Origin of the sequence: Polynucleobacter sp. TSB-Sco08W16 (assembly GCF_018687455.1) — a bacterium.
Classification (GTDB): domain Bacteria; phylum Pseudomonadota; class Gammaproteobacteria; order Burkholderiales; family Burkholderiaceae; genus Polynucleobacter.
In genome coordinates, this window is sequence record NZ_CP061291.1 from 950,165 (window position 1) to 968,829 (window position 18,665).

At 45.3% G+C, this 18,665-nt stretch carries 14 protein-coding genes and 2 tRNA genes; 2 read left to right on the top strand and 14 right to left on the bottom strand.

Annotated features, from left to right (window positions below):
• Positions 1 to 42: 42 nt before the first annotated feature.
• From FD961_RS04690 to ispD, 9 genes are all read right to left on the bottom strand, one after another.
• Positions 43 to 118 (bottom strand) — tRNA-Val (locus FD961_RS04690).
• A gap of 115 nt (positions 119 to 233) precedes the next feature.
• Complete coding sequence (lon, locus tag FD961_RS04695; protein WP_215392886.1) at positions 234 to 2,666, bottom strand: endopeptidase La; 2,433 nt, start codon at positions 2,664 to 2,666, stop codon at positions 234 to 236.
• A gap of 190 nt (positions 2,667 to 2,856) precedes the next feature.
• Positions 2,857 to 4,215 carry an ATP-dependent Clp protease ATP-binding subunit ClpX gene (gene clpX, locus FD961_RS04700; protein ID WP_215392887.1) on the bottom strand — a complete coding sequence of 453 codons (1,359 nt, stop codon included), beginning with the start codon at positions 4,213 to 4,215 and terminating at the stop codon, positions 2,857 to 2,859.
• A gap of 35 nt (positions 4,216 to 4,250) precedes the next feature.
• A complete protein-coding gene (gene clpP / locus FD961_RS04705) occupies positions 4,251 to 4,880 on the bottom strand; it encodes an ATP-dependent Clp endopeptidase proteolytic subunit ClpP (RefSeq protein WP_071539158.1) in 630 nt (209 codons plus the stop codon).
• 30 nt (positions 4,881 to 4,910) lie between these two features.
• On the bottom strand, positions 4,911 to 6,248 hold the full coding sequence (gene tig / locus FD961_RS04710; RefSeq protein WP_215392888.1) for a trigger factor: 1,338 nt from the start codon (positions 6,246 to 6,248) through the stop codon (positions 4,911 to 4,913).
• A gap of 57 nt (positions 6,249 to 6,305) precedes the next feature.
• A tRNA-Leu gene (locus FD961_RS04715) sits at positions 6,306 to 6,392 on the bottom strand.
• A gap of 68 nt (positions 6,393 to 6,460) precedes the next feature.
• The gene (locus FD961_RS04720; protein ID WP_215392889.1) at positions 6,461 to 7,051 is read right to left on the bottom strand and encodes a malonic semialdehyde reductase; all 591 of its coding nucleotides are present in this window, start codon (positions 7,049 to 7,051) and stop codon (positions 6,461 to 6,463) included.
• Between the two features lie 31 nt (positions 7,052 to 7,082).
• Entirely contained in the window at positions 7,083 to 7,586 is a 504-nt protein-coding gene (ispF, locus tag FD961_RS04725) for a 2-C-methyl-D-erythritol 2,4-cyclodiphosphate synthase (protein WP_215392890.1), read from the bottom strand.
• Entirely contained in the window at positions 7,583 to 8,338 is a 756-nt protein-coding gene (gene ispD, locus FD961_RS04730; protein WP_215392891.1) for a 2-C-methyl-D-erythritol 4-phosphate cytidylyltransferase, read from the bottom strand. The genes ispF and ispD overlap by 4 nt, the downstream gene beginning before the upstream one ends.
• A gap of 23 nt (positions 8,339 to 8,361) precedes the next feature.
• Between ispD and mfd the strand changes: the two genes are divergently transcribed.
• A complete protein-coding gene (gene mfd / locus FD961_RS04735) occupies positions 8,362 to 11,904 on the top strand; it encodes a transcription-repair coupling factor (protein WP_215392892.1) in 3,543 nt (1,180 codons plus the stop codon).
• Between the two features lie 32 nt (positions 11,905 to 11,936).
• Positions 11,937 to 12,827, top strand: a complete 891-nt coding sequence (serB, locus tag FD961_RS04740) for a phosphoserine phosphatase SerB (protein ID WP_215392893.1) — start codon at positions 11,937 to 11,939, stop codon at positions 12,825 to 12,827.
• Positions 12,828 to 12,850: 23 nt separating this feature from the next.
• On the opposite strand, the gene FD961_RS04745 is transcribed toward serB, so the two are convergent.
• From FD961_RS04745 to phaC, 5 genes are all read right to left on the bottom strand, one after another.
• Positions 12,851 to 14,035: an acetyl-CoA C-acyltransferase family protein gene (locus tag FD961_RS04745; RefSeq protein WP_215392894.1), complete on the bottom strand. Its 1,185-nt coding sequence runs from the start codon at positions 14,033 to 14,035 to the stop codon at positions 12,851 to 12,853.
• A gap of 81 nt (positions 14,036 to 14,116) precedes the next feature.
• Entirely contained in the window at positions 14,117 to 15,475 is a 1,359-nt protein-coding gene (gene rimO, locus FD961_RS04750; protein ID WP_215392895.1) for a 30S ribosomal protein S12 methylthiotransferase RimO, read from the bottom strand.
• A gap of 2 nt (positions 15,476 to 15,477) precedes the next feature.
• Positions 15,478 to 16,038 (bottom strand): polyhydroxyalkanoate synthesis repressor PhaR, encoded by a 561-nt coding sequence (gene phaR, locus FD961_RS04755; protein WP_071465749.1) that lies wholly within the window; start codon positions 16,036 to 16,038, stop codon positions 15,478 to 15,480.
• 111 nt (positions 16,039 to 16,149) lie between these two features.
• Positions 16,150 to 16,890: a 3-ketoacyl-ACP reductase gene (locus tag FD961_RS04760; RefSeq protein WP_071465748.1), complete on the bottom strand. Its 741-nt coding sequence runs from the start codon at positions 16,888 to 16,890 to the stop codon at positions 16,150 to 16,152.
• 41 nt (positions 16,891 to 16,931) lie between these two features.
• Positions 16,932 to 18,554, bottom strand: coding sequence for a class I poly(R)-hydroxyalkanoic acid synthase (gene phaC, locus FD961_RS04765; protein ID WP_215392896.1), 1,623 nt, complete (start codon positions 18,552 to 18,554; stop codon positions 16,932 to 16,934).
• Between the last annotated feature and the right edge of the window lie 111 nt (positions 18,555 to 18,665).

Consider the following 18,665-nt stretch of genomic DNA (forward strand, 5'->3'; position numbering starts at 1 on the left):
TTACTGCCAGAAAGCCAAGAAAAGGCCTCAAGATAAATACTTTGGTGGGCGCTGAGAGGCTCGAACTCCCGACATTCTGCGTGTAAGGCAGACGCTCTACCAACTGAGCTAAGCGCCCCAAAATATTACAGGTGAGATTGTAACCCAAGCAAAGATTTCTGGATGAAATACCGCCAAACGGACCCTGGATTAGAGGATTCATTTGGCGGGTTTAGATCCGCCCTCTAATTAGCTCAGTGCTTGAGAACATCCCCGGAAGGAACATTTCCGCTTGCTTTACTGGCTTCTGACGCCTTCTTTGCCAACTCCTCAGGGGTAGGCTCAGGCAAGGCCTCTGGCATCCGCTCTAGAGCAAGTTCAAGCACTTTATCTATCCAGCGTACAGGAACAATCTCTATCGCATTCTTGACGTTATCCGGAATCTCGATCAAATCCTTTACATTCTCTTCCGGAATTAATGCCAACTTAATGCCACCACGATGTGCTGCCAATAACTTCTCTTTCAAGCCGCCAATTGGCAGAACTTCACCGCGTAGGGTAATTTCACCAGTCATCGCAACATCTGAGCGAATAGGAATTCCGGTAAACACCGAAACCAAAGCGGTAGTGATCGCAATGCCAGCAGATGGACCATCTTTTGGAGTTGCGCCATCAGGGAAGTGAATATGAATATCTTTCTTCTCAAAAGCTTCATCAGCAATACCAAGACGCTTCGCCCTAGATCTAACAACTGTACGAGCTGCCTCAACTGATTCTTTCATTACATCACCAATAGAGCCAGTACGAGTGATAACGCCTTTGCCGGGCATTGTTGCAGCCTCAATGGTCAACAGATCGCCGCCAACTTCAGTCCACGCTAGGCCTGTAACTTGCCCTACTTGATTCTCCTTACCAGCTAAACCGAAGTCATACATACGCACAGATAAAAACTTCTCTAAATTATCTGCATTGACAACAACTGGTGCAGCCTCTTTTTTCAAGAGCAAGAGCTTAACTACCTTGCGGCAAATCTTGCTAATTTCTCGTTCTAGAGAGCGTACGCCAGCCTCACGGGTGTAGTAACGAATCATGTTACGCACAGCGCTTTCTTCAATCTTTAATTCATCCTTTTTCAAACCATTATTTTTGATTTGTTTTGGGATCAGATAATTGACAGCAATACTAGTCTTCTCATCCTCTGTGTATCCAGCCAAGCGAATGATCTCTAGGCGATCAAGTAATGGTCCAGGAATATTCAAAGAGTTCGAGGTTGCCACGAACATGACATCAGATAGATCAAAATCTACTTCGACATAGTGATCCTGAAAGGTGTGATTCTGCTCTGGATCCAATACCTCAAGTAAGGCGCTGGCAGGATCGCCACGGAAGTCCATACCCATCTTATCCACCTCATCCAACAGGAATAATGGATTGCGAACGCCTACTTTAGTGAGGCTTGAGAGGATCTTGCCTGGCATAGAGCCAATATAAGTACGACGATGGCCACGAATTTCAGATTCATCACGAACGCCGCCCAAAGCCATACGAACAAATTTTCTATTCGTAGCGCGGGCAATCGATTGACCGAGAGAGGTTTTGCCAACACCAGGAGGGCCAACCAAGCAAAGAATCGGGGCCTTCACTCGATCAACACGCTGTTGAACTGCGAGGTACTCCAAAATACGTTCTTTGACTTTATCTAAGCCATAGTGATCTTCATCCAATACTTTCTCAGCATTAGACAGATCATTATTGATCTTGGTTTTTTTCTTCCAAGGGAGATTAACCAAGGTATCAATGAAGTTACGTATGACAGTAGCCTCAGCTGACATCGGTGACATCAACTTGAGTTTCTTCAACTCTGACTCAGCCTTTTTCAAAGCTTCCTTAGGCATGCGAGCGGCTTTAATGCGCTTTTCGAGCTCCTCGAGATCGGCACCCTCTTCGCCCTCTCCTAATTCTTTTTGAATCGCTTTGACTTGTTCGTTCAAGTAATACTCGCGCTGACTCTTTTCCATCTGACGCTTAACGCGACCACGGATACGTTTTTCTACTTGAAGAATATCGATTTCGCTTTCGAGATCAGCTAATAAACTTTCAAGACGCTGAACAACATCAGTCATCTCGAGTAAGCGCTGCTTTTGTTCGAGCTTAACTGGTAAGTGTGCACAGATAGTATCGGCTAAACGGCTTGGATCATCGATACCGCCAAGCGATGAAAGAATTTCTTGTGGGACTTTTTTATTTAGTTTTACGTACTGATCAAACTGCGCCATGATCGCGCGACGAAGTGCTTCCGTCTCATGAGCGTCAATTACATTCATTGCAGTAGGTGTTGCCTCACAATTGAAATAGCCAAGACTGTCTTCAATTTGACTCACTTCAGCACGCTGAATACCCTCAACAAGCACCTTCACCGTGCCATCGGGCAGTTTTAGCATCTGGAGAATATTGGCAATACAGCCCACCTCATAGAGATCTTCTATGCCAGGCTCATCCTTAGCAGCTGTCTTTTGAGCCACTAAAAGAACGTTTTTACCGGTTTCCATGGCTGCTTCAAGCGCTTTGATGGATTTGGGGCGACCCACAAACAAGGGGATCACCATATGAGGAAACACAACTACGTCCCTTAAAGGGAGCAAAGGTAGTTGAATCGGTTCAGAGGGTAGTAATAAGTGGCCAGGCATAGGGCAATTCCTCCAAAGTAGTCAATCCTCAATAGTCTTTTTCTAGGGTGATTTAATTAAATCACCACTAAATACAGACATTATTCTTGAGTAGCATACTACCTATATGGGTAGCACTCTGAGAAATTCAAGGGGGAAAAGTGCGAAAAGGGGGCAAAAATGCCCCCAAAATAGCGAAAACCCTGATAAATCAGGCTTTTTTGCTTAAATCCGCTTGATCGAGATCTTGTTTGTAAACCAGCAAGGGCTTTCCACCCTCAGCAATGCTTGATTCATCGATCACCACCTTCTGGACATTCTTAAGTGAAGGCAGGTCATACATCACATCCATCAAAGAGCCCTCGAGGATAGATCTAAGGCCGCGAGCACCTGTTTTGCGAGCAATTGCCTTCTTAGCAATCGCTGAAAGAGCTTCTCGGCGTACTTCAAGCTCAGAGCCCTCCATTGTGAGAAGTGCTTGGTATTGCTTAACGAGAGCATTTTTAGGCTCAGTCAAAATCTGGATTAGAGCCTCTTCATCTAACTGCGCCAAAGTCGCCACAACAGGTAAGCGGCCAATCAATTCTGGGATCAAACCAAACTTAATGAGGTCTTCTGGCTCAACTTCAATGAGTAGATCACTGACACCGCGATCATCCTTACCTGGAACAGCAGCATTAAAGCCAATACCTGTTTTTGCTGTGCGTTGCTGAATGACTTTCTCCAAGCCATCAAATGCGCCGCCGCAGATGAACAAAATATTAGTCGTATCAACCTGCAGGAAATCTTGGTTAGGATGTTTGCGACCACCTTGAGGTGGCACGGAAGCCATGGTGCCTTCAACTAGCTTGAGTAAGGCCTGTTGGACACCCTCACCCGATACGTCACGAGTAATTGATGGGTTATCAGACTTACGAGAAATCTTATCGATCTCATCAATATAGACAATGCCACGTTGGGCTTTTTCTACGTTGTAATCACAAGCCTGTAGAAGCTTTTGGATAATATTCTCTACGTCTTCACCAACATAGCCAGCTTCAGTCAAGGTGGTTGCATCAGCCATGACAAAGGGCACATCAAGCATCCGCGCAAGAGTTTGAGCAAGCAAAGTCTTGCCAGAGCCTGTTGGGCCAATGAGCAAAATATTACTTTTTGCTAATTCAACTCCATCCACTATCGCCTTGGCTGGCGCTTTAGTTTCTTTTTTATCTAACGCTTCAACAGGCTTGCCATCCTTATCCAACTTTTCCTTCTTAGGTTTTGGCAAATACTGCAAGCGCTTGTAATGGTTGTATACGGCAACTGCCAAGGTTTTCTTAGCATGGTCTTGACCAATCACATACTGATCGAGGTTCTCACGAATCTGATGCGGCGTAGGCAGCGAATCACCGCCCTCTTCCTTAGGAAGTTTTGCGATTTCTTCTTGAATGATGTCTGTACAAAGATCAATACACTCATCGCAAATAAATACCGATGGGCCAGCGATTAACTTCTTCACCTCATGCTGACTCTTGCCGCAGAAAGAGCAATACAAAATTTTGTCAGCTGAATTGGAAGTGGTGTCGCTCAAAATATTCGCTCAATTAGTAAAGTGGGGTCTAAGGCTTAGGGGCGTTTTTCAATGACTTTATCGATCAAGCCATATTCACGTGCCTGCTCGGCAGACATAAAGTTGTCACGATCAGTGTCTTTTGCAATGGTTTCAATTGATTGACCTGTGCGATCAGCCAAAATCTTATTTAATCGCTCACGCAAGTACAAAATCTCACGAGCCTGAATTTCAATATCAGAGGCTTGACCACGGGCACCGCCCAATGGTTGATGGATCATTACGCGAGAATTTGGCAGCGCATACCGCTTACCCTTCTCGCCAGCGCATAACAAAAATGCACCCATACTAGCTGCCATACCCATGCAAAGAGTGCTTACGTGGGGTTTAATGAATTGCATGGTGTCGTAGATTGCCAAACCTGCAGAGACAGAACCACCAGGAGAATTAATATAAAGGGAGATATCTTTGTCTGGATTTTCACTCTCAAGGAATAACAGCTGAGCAATGACTAGATTCGCTGTTTGATCATTCACTTCTCCCACCAAGAAAACAACACGCTCTCTTAATAAGCGAGAGTAAATGTCGTAAGCGCGCTCACCTCGTCCAGAGGTTTCAATCACCATCGGAACCAGACCCAATCCTTTTGGTTCTAAATTTTCAGATTGAAAATGGTTCTGATTCATGTGTACGCCCTTTAAGATAGATGGATGGACTTAGTTTAGCTTGCTTAATTCTTCAAAGCTGATCGCTTTATCGTTCACTTTGGCCTGTGAGGTGAAATGCTTAATTACGTTGTCTTCTAAGACCAAGTTTTCGATATCTTTGAGGCGGCTTGGATTGCTATAGAACCAACGAACCACTTCTTTTGGATCTTCGTAAGTTGCAGCCTGCTCGTCGATCTCAGCTTTAATTTGATCAGCTGTAGCAGCAAGGTTATTTTTCTTGACCAAGTCACCCAAGATCAAACCAAGACGAACGCGTTTTTGGGCTTGCTCAGCAAAAATCTCTGGGGGAATTGGAGCATCTTTAGCATTAGGAACGCCGCGCTGCATGAGGTCTTGACGAGCCCCTTCAACTAAACGCTCTTGCTCAGATGCAACCAGAGATTTTGGAACATCCAACTCACATAAGTCATTGATCTTATCCATTACTTCGTTTTTCAACAATGAAGTAATACGACGCTTAACTTCGCGATCTAAATTTTGTTTAACTTCTTCACGCATCTTTGCAACGCCGCCTTCAGTGACACCTAAGGAGAGCGCAAATGCATCATCAACTGCTGGCAAGTGTGCCCAGTTCACCGACTTTACAGTGATAGTGAACTCAGCAGTTTTGCCCGCAACATCTTTACCATGGTAATCAGCTGGAAAGCTTAATGGGAAGGATTTGCTTTCACCTGCTTTTAGACCCAATGTAGCCGCTTCAAATTCAGGAAGCATGCGACCTTCGCCTAGAACGTATTCAAAGTTTTCTGCTTTGCCGCCAGCAAACTCAACGCCATCAATCTTGCCCACAAAATCGATTACTACTTGATCCCCATTTTGTGCCGCTGTGTTTGCACCGCCATCACCATGCGGACCCGCTTCGCCGCGTGGATGGTAGTGAACTTGCTGTTTGCGTAAAACGTCAAGCGCACGATCAATCTCAGCTTCGCCAATTTCTGTAGTGTGTTTAGTTACCTCAGCTTTGCTGAAATCTCCAATCTTTACTTCAGGCAACACCTCAAAAAATGCATCGAAAACAATGTTGTCTGCATCGAGTTCACTTTTAGGCTCAAGACGTGGTTGACCAGCAAGAGCAATTCCTTCTTTTTGGCTTTGCTCATAAAAGAGCTCAGAGGCTTTGTCAAATTGCAGTTCGAAATCGACTTGCATGCCGTATTGTTTTTCAACCATGTTCTTAGGCACTTTACCTGGACGAAAGCCAGCCACCTTCATAGTCTTGCCAATTTTGGCCAAACGAGCTTCACGCGCTTTTGCCAAATCGGCACGAGCGAATTCCAAAGTCATTTTGCGGTCTAACGAACCTAAATTTTCTATCTGCACAGCCATTCTCGTCTCTTAATTGAAGATCTGGAAATGTGAAGTCCAAGCCAAGTAGCAATCTTGTGGTGCGAGGAGGGGGACTCGAACCCCCACACCATTTCTGGCGTCAGGACCTAAACCTGGTGCGTCTACCAATTTCGCCATCCTCGCGAATATCCGCAAACACTGCCACGCTTAAACTTCACTCTAAAGACCATAATTCTACAATGCTTAGGGCTCTAGAGGATCTTGCAGGCCTCATCAAAGGATGGGCGGGGTTGACGTGGCAACAAGCTAGAGCTGTCCCCGTATCCAATATTGAGTAAAAAGTTCACTTTTACCCTGCCATTGGGGAAAAACTCAGCATTTACCTTTTCTGCATCAAAACCACTCATAGCACCACAATCTAGCCCCAAAGCTCTTATTGCTAAGATCAAGTAGGCACCTTGAAGGCTTGAATTTCTAAAGGCAGTTATTTGAATGAAGTCCTCTTTTCCCACAAACCAGCTCTTCGCATCTGCATGGGGAAACAATGTAGGCAGAGCCTCATAAAAATCGAGATCCATACCAACAATCGCTGTCACCGGGGCATTTCTCGTTTTATCGACATTACCAGGGTTAACGCAAGCAACTAAGCGCTCTTTTTCTGCCGAACTCTTTACGAAGACAATACGGGCCGGATTGCAATTGACTGAGGTTGGAGCGTATTTAAACAGATCGTATATCTGCTTCAGCTGATCATCGCTTACGGATTTTTGTTGCCACGCATTGTGCGTGCGAGCATCTATAAATAATTGTTTAAGCGCAACTTGATCAATGGAATTACCCATGCATGACTCCAATAAATATTTAAATTAGTAATTAGGCTTTATAGAGCAAGGCAACAGCATGAACAGCAATGCCCTCTCCTCTACCGAGATGCCCAAGGGATTCATTTGTCTTTGCTTTCAGGTTTACATGGCTCGATGTGACAGCCAGATCTGCAGCAATATTACGCACCATCTCGGGCAAGTAATTAGCTAACTTAGGCCTCTGACAAATAATTGTGGCATCCACGTTTCCAACATGGTAGCCAGCTGCTTGAACCTTTTGTAAGGCCGCTCTGAGCAAAATGCGGCTATCCATATCCTTAAATTGAGGATCCGTATCTGGAAATAATTGGCCAATGTCATTTAAGCCTGCTGCTCCCAAGAGCGCATCTGTTAATGCATGTAATAAAGCATCCGCATCAGAGTGTCCTAGCAAGCCCTTCTCATAAGGGACATGAACACCACCAAGAATTAATTGACGATCAGCCACCAGGGCATGCACGTCATAACCTTGACCAATACGGAATTGCGGGATGTGAGAATTGCTTTGGGTCATATTATTTTTTTGTGTGAACTTAATAAGCGCTCCATCAAATCCCAATCCGCAGGATTTGTTACCTTGAAGTTGCGGGATGCACCTTCAATCAATAGCGGTTTGATGCCGGCCAATTCCATGGCACTTGCCTCATCAGTAATATCAGCCTCTAGACGTATGGCCTCTTCAATCGCAGAGTGTAATTTCTTCAAGCCAAACATTTGCGGAGTTTGAGCTTGCCAAAGATGCTCTCGAGGAATTGTTTTTTCAACATGAGGTAGATTGCCTGCGACCACTGAATCTAAATCTGCTTGCTTTAAAGTGTCCGCCAGAGGAACTGCCAGCAGCCCTCCTGATTCAGACTGTTGTACAGCAGTGATTAGTTTCTCAATTAACTCGGGGGTAATGCCAGGCCTAGCAGCATCATGAACCATTACCCAATCCTGCTCCGCTAGGCCAGACTTTAGTAAAGCAGCCAAGGTATTGCGAACAGTCTCTTGTCGAGTAGGACCACCCGTTGGCAAGAAATGAATTGGTTTATTCCCTTTGGCAAGATTTTTGAGGCTCGGGTTATCAATAAACGCTGGAGATACCCCGATCCAGATGGATTCAATATGAGGGCATTGCATAAATGCCTCAAGGGCATGAGCCAACATCGGTTTACCAGCGAGTTGCTGAAACTGCTTAGGAAGCTCTCCGCCTAAGCGCGAGCCTGTACCTGCTGTAGGCAAGAGTGCGTGACATTTCGGGAGGGTTGGGATTCCTGAACTCATACCTGATTCTATAATGAGCGTAGATGTCTGACGCATTAAATCCAGCACCCCCCATACCCGCGCCACGGGCTGGGCAGCGCTTTACCTTTTCAGGCCTAGTTGGATCGGCAGATGCAGCTCTTTTGGCTCAAGCTGCCCTGCGCTACCGCAATGATTTCTCTGTCATGGTGGTTTTTTGTGCGCAGGCACAGGAAGCCCAAAGACTCCTAGAAGAAATCCCTAGTTTTGCGCCCCAACTTAGAGTTCGCCTACTGCCAGACTGGGAAATTCTTCCATATGATCATTTCTCACCACACCAAGATTTAGTCTCAGAGCGCCTAGCCACCCTATATGAGTTACTAAACGGTAGCTGTGATGTTGTTTTGGTGCCTGTAACCACAGCACTGCAACGCTTAGGCCCTCCACAGTTTTTATCTGGTCATACCTTCTTCTTTAGACAGGGCGACAAACTCAATGAAGCGGCATTAAAACTGCAGTTACAGCAGGCTGGCTACGATCCTGTCAGTGCCGTGATGCGCCCAGGGGAATATAGTATTCGCGGCGGTTTAATTGATTTATTTCCAATGGGGTCCACCCTACCTTACCGCTTAGATTTGTTTGGCGATGAAATTGAACAAATTCGATCTTTTGACCCTGATACCCAACGCAGCCTGTATCCAGTTAAAGAAGTTCGCTTGCTTCCGGGGCATGAGTTTCCCTTTAATGATGCAGCCCGGACGTCCTTCAGGGGCCGCTGGCGAGAAGTTTTTGAGGGTGATCCAACCCGCTGCTCAATTTATAAAGATGCTAATTTAGGCATCCCAAGTGCGGGCATCGAATCCTACCTACCACTATTTTTTGAAGAACAGTCCAATCTATTTGATTACTTTCCAAGATCGGGTGATCCAGTTTGGCTGGTGAGTATTGGTAATGTAGAAGAAGCGATACGCAGTTTCTGGAAAGACACCCTTTCAAGGTATGAATTCCTCAAGCATGATTTAGATCGCCCTATTCTTCAGCCCAAGGAACTTTTTCTAGACGTGGATGAATTCTTTACTACCTCCAAATCCTTCGCACGCTTGGTTTTAGACAATGAAGAAAATAATGCGAATCAGTTTCTTCCCGTTCCCGATATCGCAGTACACCGCCGCGATGCAGATCCAATTTCTCGTTTACGAGAAGTGGTTAAAAAAGAGAAGCTTCGCGTACTAATCTGTAGCGATAGTGCCGGCCGTAAGGAATCAATCCGTCAACTATTAGAAGAGAGTAATTCCGTCACTGGGCAGGATGGCAAGGCGCTCTATCCATTGAGACCTGAAAGCTTCGAGGGAATTGCTGATTTTGTAAAGAGCGACTCTCTCTTTGGACTTGTCACCGCCCCGCTATTTAATGGTTTTCTCTGGCAAGCTGAAAATCTATTGGTTCTTACAGAGGCGGAGCTATTCACCTCTACCGCAAGACAAAGACGTAAGAGCAAAGGATCTGAAAGTGCCGATCCAGATATGCTCTTCAAGGATTTATCTGAGCTAAAGATCGGCGATCCAGTAGTTCATGCAGAGCATGGCATAGGACGCTATCAAGGTCTAGTGCTACTGAATCTTGCGCCATCCAAAGAGGCCCCCATCTTTGAAGAGTTTTTGCACCTTCAATATGCTGGGCAAGCCACCTTGTATGTGCCTGTTCAACAACTACAGATGGTGACTCGCTATGCAGGCTCAGATCCAGACTCGGCACCGCTACATCAGTTAGGATCGGGTCAATGGGATAAGGCTAAACGCAAAGCTGCGCAACAAATACGAGATACTGCAGCCGAACTTCTGGGGCTCTATGCTGCCAGAGCAATACGGAAAGGCCATGCATTTGAATTTTCAGCACATGACTATGCAGCATTTGCAGAAAGTTTTGGCTTTGAGGAAACGCCCGATCAAGCCAATGCAATTGCAGCTGTCATTGGTGACATGACCAGCGGCACCCCGATGGATCGCTTAGTTTGTGGGGATGTTGGTTTTGGTAAAACTGAAGTTGCACTACGAGCAAGCTTTGTTGCTGTAATGGGAGGTAAGCAAGTTGCCATCTTGGCCCCGACTACCCTACTAGCAGAGCAGCATGTAGCCACCTGGAAGGATCGCTTCGCAGATTGGCCGGTTCGCATTGTGGAGTTATCCCGGTTTAAAACCACTAAAGAAATTAATGCTGCTTTAGAAGCGATTGCTAAGGGCGACGCTGACATCATTATTGGAACTCACAAGCTACTTTCTAAGGAAACGCAATTTGCAAACTTAGGACTAGTCATTGTGGACGAGGAGCATCGCTTTGGTGTTCGCCAAAAAGATGCTTTGAAGGCTTTGCGTGCTGAAGTAGATATATTGACATTGACAGCGACCCCCATTCCCAGAACATTAGGGATGGCAATGGAAGGCTTGCGTGAGTTTTCAATTATTGCGACTGCACCACAAAAGCGTTTGGCTATCAAAACCTTTGTGAGACGCGAAGGCGATGGGGTAATTCGGGAAGCTGTATTGCGAGAAATTAAACGAGGTGGTCAAGTCTATTTCCTCCATAACGAAGTAGAAACTATTGAAAACCGAAAGCACGCATTACAAGAGCTAATACCTGAGGCACGTATTAGCGTAGCCCACGGCCAAATGCATGAACGAGAACTAGAATCAGTCATGCGTGAATTTGTTACACAGCGAACCAATATTTTGCTGTGTACCACCATTATTGAAACTGGTATTGATGTACCAACTGCTAATACCATCATCATGCATCGCGCTGACAAATTTGGCTTGGCACAATTGCACCAGTTAAGAGGTCGCGTGGGCCGATCCCACCATCAAGCCTATGCTTATTTACTAGTTCCCGATCCTGAAGCCCTCAGCAAACAAGCGCAATTGCGATTAAATGCCATTCAGGCGATGGAAGAGTTAGGTTCAGGCTTCTACTTAGCTATGCATGACCTAGAGATTCGGGGTGCTGGTGAAGTTTTGGGAGACAAACAATCTGGTGAGATTCATGAGATAGGCTTTCAGCTATATACCGAGATGCTCAATCGCGCGGTGAAATCTCTGCGTAGTGGCAAAGAGCCAGACTTGCTATCTCCATTACAAGCAACTACTGATGTTAACTTAGGCGTGCCCGCCTTACTTCCCGATGACTACTGTCCTGATGTCCATGAACGTTTATCTCTGTATAAACGCTTTGCAGGCTGTAACGACTTCTCTGAACTCATGGGCTTAAGAGAAGAGCTAGTAGATCGTTTTGGCGACTTACCTGATCAAGCTAAATCTTTCTATGAAACACACCGCTTAAGACTAGAAATGACTGGCTTTGGCATTAAAAAAATTGATGCGACACCAGCATCTATTCAAATTCAATTTATCCCCAACCCGCCAATCGATCCATTGAAGATCATTCAGCTAATTCAATCATCAAAGCATATCCAACTTAATGGGCAAGACAAGCTCAAAGTATTGCCTCAAAAAGACCGTGAATTTGAGAAGTTAGAACAGCGTCTTGATGCCATTCGCCAAGTTTTGCGCCGTTTAAATGAATCTGCTGTGCTTAGCCCCGCCAAAGCCAGCTAAACAAGTCTTTTTATATCCACTATTATTTAGATATGCTGAACCATCAAACGCTAGTAGCTCTTTCTAGAGATCCCATCTCCGAAAAGCTTGTCTTCGAGCTGAAAGATCGCGCTTTACAATTCGGTGTTAGCTTGCATAGCGTTGGTAACCAAACTGCCAATGGCTCATATCATTTAGAGCGCTGGAGTAGCAATCAACATCTCGATATAGCTCAAAGAGAATCTTTGCGATCTATTGCTACTGGGTATAAAACAGATCTCTGCTTTCTGAGATCAGATTTGATTCCTCAAGATATATGCGTTTTGGCGATGGATATGGATTCCACGCTGATCAATATTGAATGTATCGATGAGATTGCCGATTTCACAGGCAAGAAATCCGCTGTTGCGGAAATTACAGAAGCTACTATGCGGGGCGAAATTAAAGATTTCAAAGAGAGTTTGCGAAGACGGGTTGCGCTTTTAGAAGGCGTTCATGCTGATGCACTGGAATCTGTCTACCGTGAACGTCTGAAGCCTAACCCAGGTGCAATTGAATTACTGGCTGGCGCCAATCAGCGCGGTCTTTATACTCTTCTGGTTTCGGGTGGCTTTACCTTTTTTACCGAGAAATTGCATCAGCAATTAGGATTTAAGCAGACACAGGCCAATACACTAGAAATTATCGACGGCAAGCTTACCGGGAGGGTGTTAGGCAACATCGTCGATGGCTCCGCTAAAGCGGCCTATTTAGATGAAGCATGCCGTGTACTTGGCTGTACTAAGGCACGCGCCATCACCATGGGCGATGGCGCCAATGATCTCATCATGATGAATGGTTCTGGCATTAGTGTTGCCTATCAGGCTAAGCCTGTCGTTAAAGAAAAAGCCGACGCGGCTTTTGACCACGTCGGCTTGGATGCTGCATTACTGCTAATAGCTTAAGCCATCAGCAGTAAATTGCTTGCTTATAAGCGTTCGAAAATAGTTGCAATACCTTGACCGCCACCGATACACATAGTCACCAAAGCATATTTGCCTTGAACACGTTGCAACTCATGGATCGCCTTTGTCGCAATCGCTGCACCTGAACAGCCAATGGGGTGACCTAATGCAATTGCACCGCCGTTGACGTTTGTTTTAGCAGGGTCCAAGCCCAGGCCTTTAGTAACAGCTAAGGCTTGAGCAGCAAATGCTTCGTTAGACTCAATCACATCTATTTGATCCAACTTGAGACCAGCGCGCTCTAGCGCCAGCTTAGTGGCAGGAATCGGGCCTTCTCCCATGATGTGGTTTGGAACACCAGCAACGGCATAAGAAACCAAGCGAGCGATTGGCTTATGACCAGCCTTCTTAGCAGTTTCTGCATCGGCTAAGACGAAGAATGCTGCACCATCGTTAATTCCAGAAGCATTACCGGCTGTTACCGACCCACCCTCTTTTTTGAAAACCGCTTTCATCTTGCCCAGAGTTTCCATGGTGGTATCTGGCTTGCAATGCTCATCTGTATCAAACACGACGTCACCCTTGCGAGTTTTAATCGTGATTGGAACAATTTGGGATTTGAAGCGACCCTCTTTAATCGCATTTGCAGCACGGCGATGAGATTCAACAGCCAATGCATCCTGCTCTTCGCGGGTTAGCTTCCATTTTTCAACCAGGTTTTCTGCAGTAACGCCCATATGACCAACGCCAAATGGGTCTGTCAATACAGCTACCATTAAGTCAATCATCTTGGTGTCACCCATGCGAGCACCACTGCGCATCGCCGGTGAACCATACATGCCGCGTGACATCACCTCGACACCACCACCAACACCGTAATCACAATCGCCCAACATAATTTGCTGAGCAGTAGTCACAATCGCTTGCAAACCCGAACTACATAAGCGGTTCAGCGCCATGGCAACAGACTCCATTGGCAAACCTGCCTGAATGGCTGCAACACGTGCAACATAGGCATAACGACTATCTGTCGGAATCGTATTGCCAACGGTTACGTAGTTAATCAGCGCAGGATCAACACCAGAGCGAGATACCGCTTCTTTCATGACGATTCCGCCGAGCTCTGAAGGTTCAAAGCTGCTTAAAGAACCATTGAAGGCACCAATTGCAGAACGAACTGCACTTAAGACAACGACATCACGACTCATATCAATCCCCTTAGCTATACCCAATGAATGGGCTGAATTTGTACTGACTTAATGACACAAACAGTATTTTTATAACAATCGTCAAGTTTCGGCAATTAGGTCATGCCCTTGGGAGCTAATGACAGTGGCACGAATAATTTCACCGGCACGGTAGCGCTTGGAAGGCTTGCTTGGAGGCAAAACCCTCACTAAACCATCAATTTCAGGGGCATCTCCGATTGTTCTTCCTATGCCGCCTGACTCATCAACCCGGTCTATCAGGACTTGAATTCGCTTGCCAACTTTTTTAGAAAGGCGTTTGATAGAGATTTCCTCTGCCTTAGCCATAAACCTAGCTCTACGTTCTTCACGAATGGCATCCGGTACGGGATTATCCAATTGGTTAGCTGTTGCACCATCTACCGGAGAATAAGCGAAGCAACCCGCACGATCAATTTGAGCCTCATCTAAGAAGTTCAGTAAATACTCAAACTCTGATTCAGTCTCACCCGGAAAGCCGGCAATAAAAGTGCTTCGAATCACGAGATCTGGGCAGGCCTCACGCCATGCCAAAATACGCTCCAAATTCTTCTCACCACTGGCTGGGCGTTTCATTCGTTTTAAAACATCTGGATGTGCATGTTGCAGCGGAATGTCTAAATAAGGTAAAACACCACAACCATGCTCGGAGAACTCCGCCATCAAAGGCAAGATGTCGTCAACATGGGGATATGGGTAAACATAATGTAAGCGAACCCACGCTTGATGCTCTCTAGCAATTTGATTCAATGCGTTAACTAAATCAAACATCCTAGTTTTGACTGGCTTGCCATCCCAAAAACCTGTGCGATATTGAACATCAACACCATAAGCACTGGTATCTTGAGAAACTACCAATAATTCTTTTACGCCAGATTCAAAGAGGCGCTTTGCTTCAAGCAACACCTCACCAATAGGACGCGATACTAAGTCGCCACGCATACTAGGAATAATGCAAAACGTGCAGCGATGATTACAACCTTCAGAAATCTTTAAATAGGCGTAATGCTTAGGCGTTAGTTTGACACCAGCAGGCGGAACTAAATCGGTAAACGGGTCATGCGGTTTAGGCAAGTGCAAATGAATGGCCTGCATTACCTCGTCGGTAGCGTGTGGGCCAGTAACAGCCAGAACTTTAGGGTGAATGCTTTGAATGAGATCACTCCCATCAGCATTCTTTCTGGCGCCTAAGCAACCCGTCACGATAACCTTGCCGTTTTCTGCCAGGGCTTCGCCAATTGCCGAGAGACTTTCTTCAACAGCAGAATCGATAAAGCCGCAGGTATTCACCACTACAAGATCTGCACCAGAATAATCTTTTGCAGTCTCATAACCCTCAGCACTCAATTGAGTAAGAATTAACTCAGAATCTACCAATGCCTTGGGGCAGCCCAAGGAAACAAATCCAATTTTCCCCGCCACAACTATTCTTTTTCTGCTTTATTTGGCTGGGGCGTAAATGGAAAGCTACCAAACATATTGTGAGAGCCTTGCATTTGTTCTTGCATTTTGACAAATAAGTCTTTGCTTTGCTCCATATAATTTCCCATTAACCCTTGCATCAAAGGGTTCTGGAGATTCAGCATTTGAGACCAGGCCTCTGGAGTGCTGCCAGCGCCAAGACCTTTGGTTTGGTCGCCTAATTTATTGTGGATGTCTACGAAAGACTGCATTGTCTTCTCGAGATAATTACCCATCAAACCTTGCATCGAGTTTCCATAGAAGCGAATGATTTGAGAAAGCATCTGGGTTGAAAATACTGGTGCACCACCAGCCTCTTCTTCCAAAATAATTTGTAGCAGGATATTGCGCGTGAGATCTTCGTCCGTCTTGGCATCAACCACTTTAAAGTTTTCACTGGTCATCACAAGACCTTTGATATCAGACAAAGTGACATAGGTGCTTGTTTGTGTGTCATAGAGACGACGATTGGGGTACTTCTTGATGAGGCGATCTTCACCAGCTCTTTTATTTCGGGTAGCCATTTTTATCCTAACTAATTACTGCAACGCAACATCAGCATAGTTTATCCATAAGTTTGACCAAAAGGTAAATTAGCCGTGTTGCAGCGCAGCAATACTGCACTATTGGCTAAATTAGCCGGTATGAATACCACCATTAAGGGAGAAGTCTGCTCCAGTAGCGTAACCACCATCTTCAGATGCAATCCAACAGCAAATTGAAGCAATCTCATCGGGCGTCCCTAAACGCTTGACCGGAATACCCGAAACAATTTTTTCCAATACATCCTCACGGATGGCCTTGACCATATCCGTACCAATATAGCCTGGAGATACTGTATTGACCGTTACACCCTTAGTAGCAACCTCTTGAGCCAAAGCCATAGTAAAACCATGAAGACCGGCTTTAGCAGTGGAATAGTTGCATTGACCAAATTGACCCTTTTGACCATTCACAGAGGAGATATTAATAATCCGGCCCCAATTATTATCAACCATGCCATCAATTACTTGCTTGGTTACATTGAATAATGAATTGAGGTTCGTATCAATAACCGCTTTCCAGGCATCAGGAGTCATTTTGCGGAACACGCTGTCTCGGGTAATTCCGGCGTTATTGACCAGGACATCTACACGACCTACTTCCGCTTTCACCTTTTCAAACGCAGCGACCGTACTATCCCAGTCAGAAACATTGCCTTCTGAGGCAATGAAGTCATAGCCTAGGGCTTTTTGCTCGCCAATCCAACGATCTTTACGTGGTGAATTTGGGCCACAGCCGGCAATAACTTTAAAACCATCTTTTGCCAAGCGTTGGCAAATAGCGGTACCGATTCCACCCATACCACCAGTTACATATGCGACTTTTTGTGACATTACTTTCCCCTTGTAAAAATTTTCATTAATAATTCAATTTATTAAGCTGCTTTTTCTTTTACATAAACACCCGGTGCAGCTTCCAGCTTTTTATATTTGGCATTACCAAATGTTTTGCTTGCTGGTTTTTGTTCCCCTCCAAATTGCTCAAGCCATTTTGTATAGTTAGGCCACCAACTTCCAGGAATCTGCTTAGCTCCTTCAAGCCATTCCGCTGCAGTTGGGGCAATCTTATTGTTTTCAAAGTAATAACGCTTGTTCTTCGCCGGCGGATTAATCACGCCTGCAATATGTCCAGATGCCCCTAGAACAAAACGATTCTTTCCCTTCAGAATATGAGTCGATTCATAGGCCGACTGCCAAGGGACAATATGATCTTCTTGGGATGCATATAAATAAGCTGGGCAGTTAATTTTGCCCAAATCTATCTTCTCACCACAAATCGTGACTTTGCCTGGCTTAATCAAATCATTTTGCAAATAGGTATGACGCAAATACCAGCAATACATATTGCCCGGTAGATTGGTGGAATCGCCATTCCAGTACAACAGATCAAATGGAGGCGGAGAATTACCCTTAAGGTAATTCTCGACAACGTAATTCCAAACTAAATCATTCGGGCGCAAAAATGAAAATGTGTTGCCTAGGTCTAATCCCGACATCATTCCGTACTTACCGCCCTTACCGCCAATAGATTTTTCGCGGAGCTCTACCATGCCCTCATCAATAAAGACATCTAAGATGCCGGTATTGGTGAAATCAAGCAAGGTGGTGAAGAGCGTAAGACTTGCCGCAGGATGTTGATTGCGGGCCGCCAAGACTGCAAGCGCCGATGAAGTAAGTGTTCCACCAACACAGAATCCCAAAATATTGATTTGCTTAGATGCGCCGATATCCTGGGCAACTTCTATCGCTTTCATAACGCCCTTGCCTACGTAGTCTTCCCAACTGACTTCGGCCATAGAGGCATCAGGATTTTTCCAGGATACTAAAAAGACCGTATGGCCTTGCGCCACCATATGACGCACCACGGAATTATCTGGCTGCAGATCAAGGATGTAGTACTTATTAATACACGGGGGCACCATTAAGTACGGGCGCTCAAATACCGTTTCAGTTAATGGTGCGTATTGAATCAGTTCAAATAACTCATTACGAAACACCACATGACCTTCAGTGGTAGCAATATTTTTTCCAACTTCAAAAGCGGTCTCATCAGTAATCGATACTTTGCCCTTTTTCATATCGCCGAGCAAGTTGACAATACCCTTTTGAATGGACTGTCCTTGGGTGCTAATAATATTTTCAAGAACTTCTGGATTCGTTGCGATGAAATTCGATGGCGAGAGCGCATCAATCATTTGTTCAGTTGTGAACAATATCTTCTGACGCGTTTTCTCATCTGTGTCTACAGCCTTAGCAAGAGACAGCAGATGTTTTGAATTCAGTAGGTAGGTTGCTGCAATAACCTTACTCCAAGAGGAATGCCAAGCCTTACCGGCAAAGCGACGATCTTTGACTTCAATCGCTTCTGGGTTGGTAGCAATGTGTGCAAGTTCAGTGAAATATTCTTTTTGAATTTCAGCTAAACGCTCTTGGGGGATTAGTGCCATATGGTGCGGTGCCAAAGAAGGCGTTGCACCAGTATTCATACCTGCAAACATAGTAGTCTCGCGTATTAAGTAAGGACATTCTCCATCCATAAGAGACATAGAGTTATACGCAATAACCCTAGCCTTATGAATAAGCTAGTAATTACCCTCATCTTAAAACGA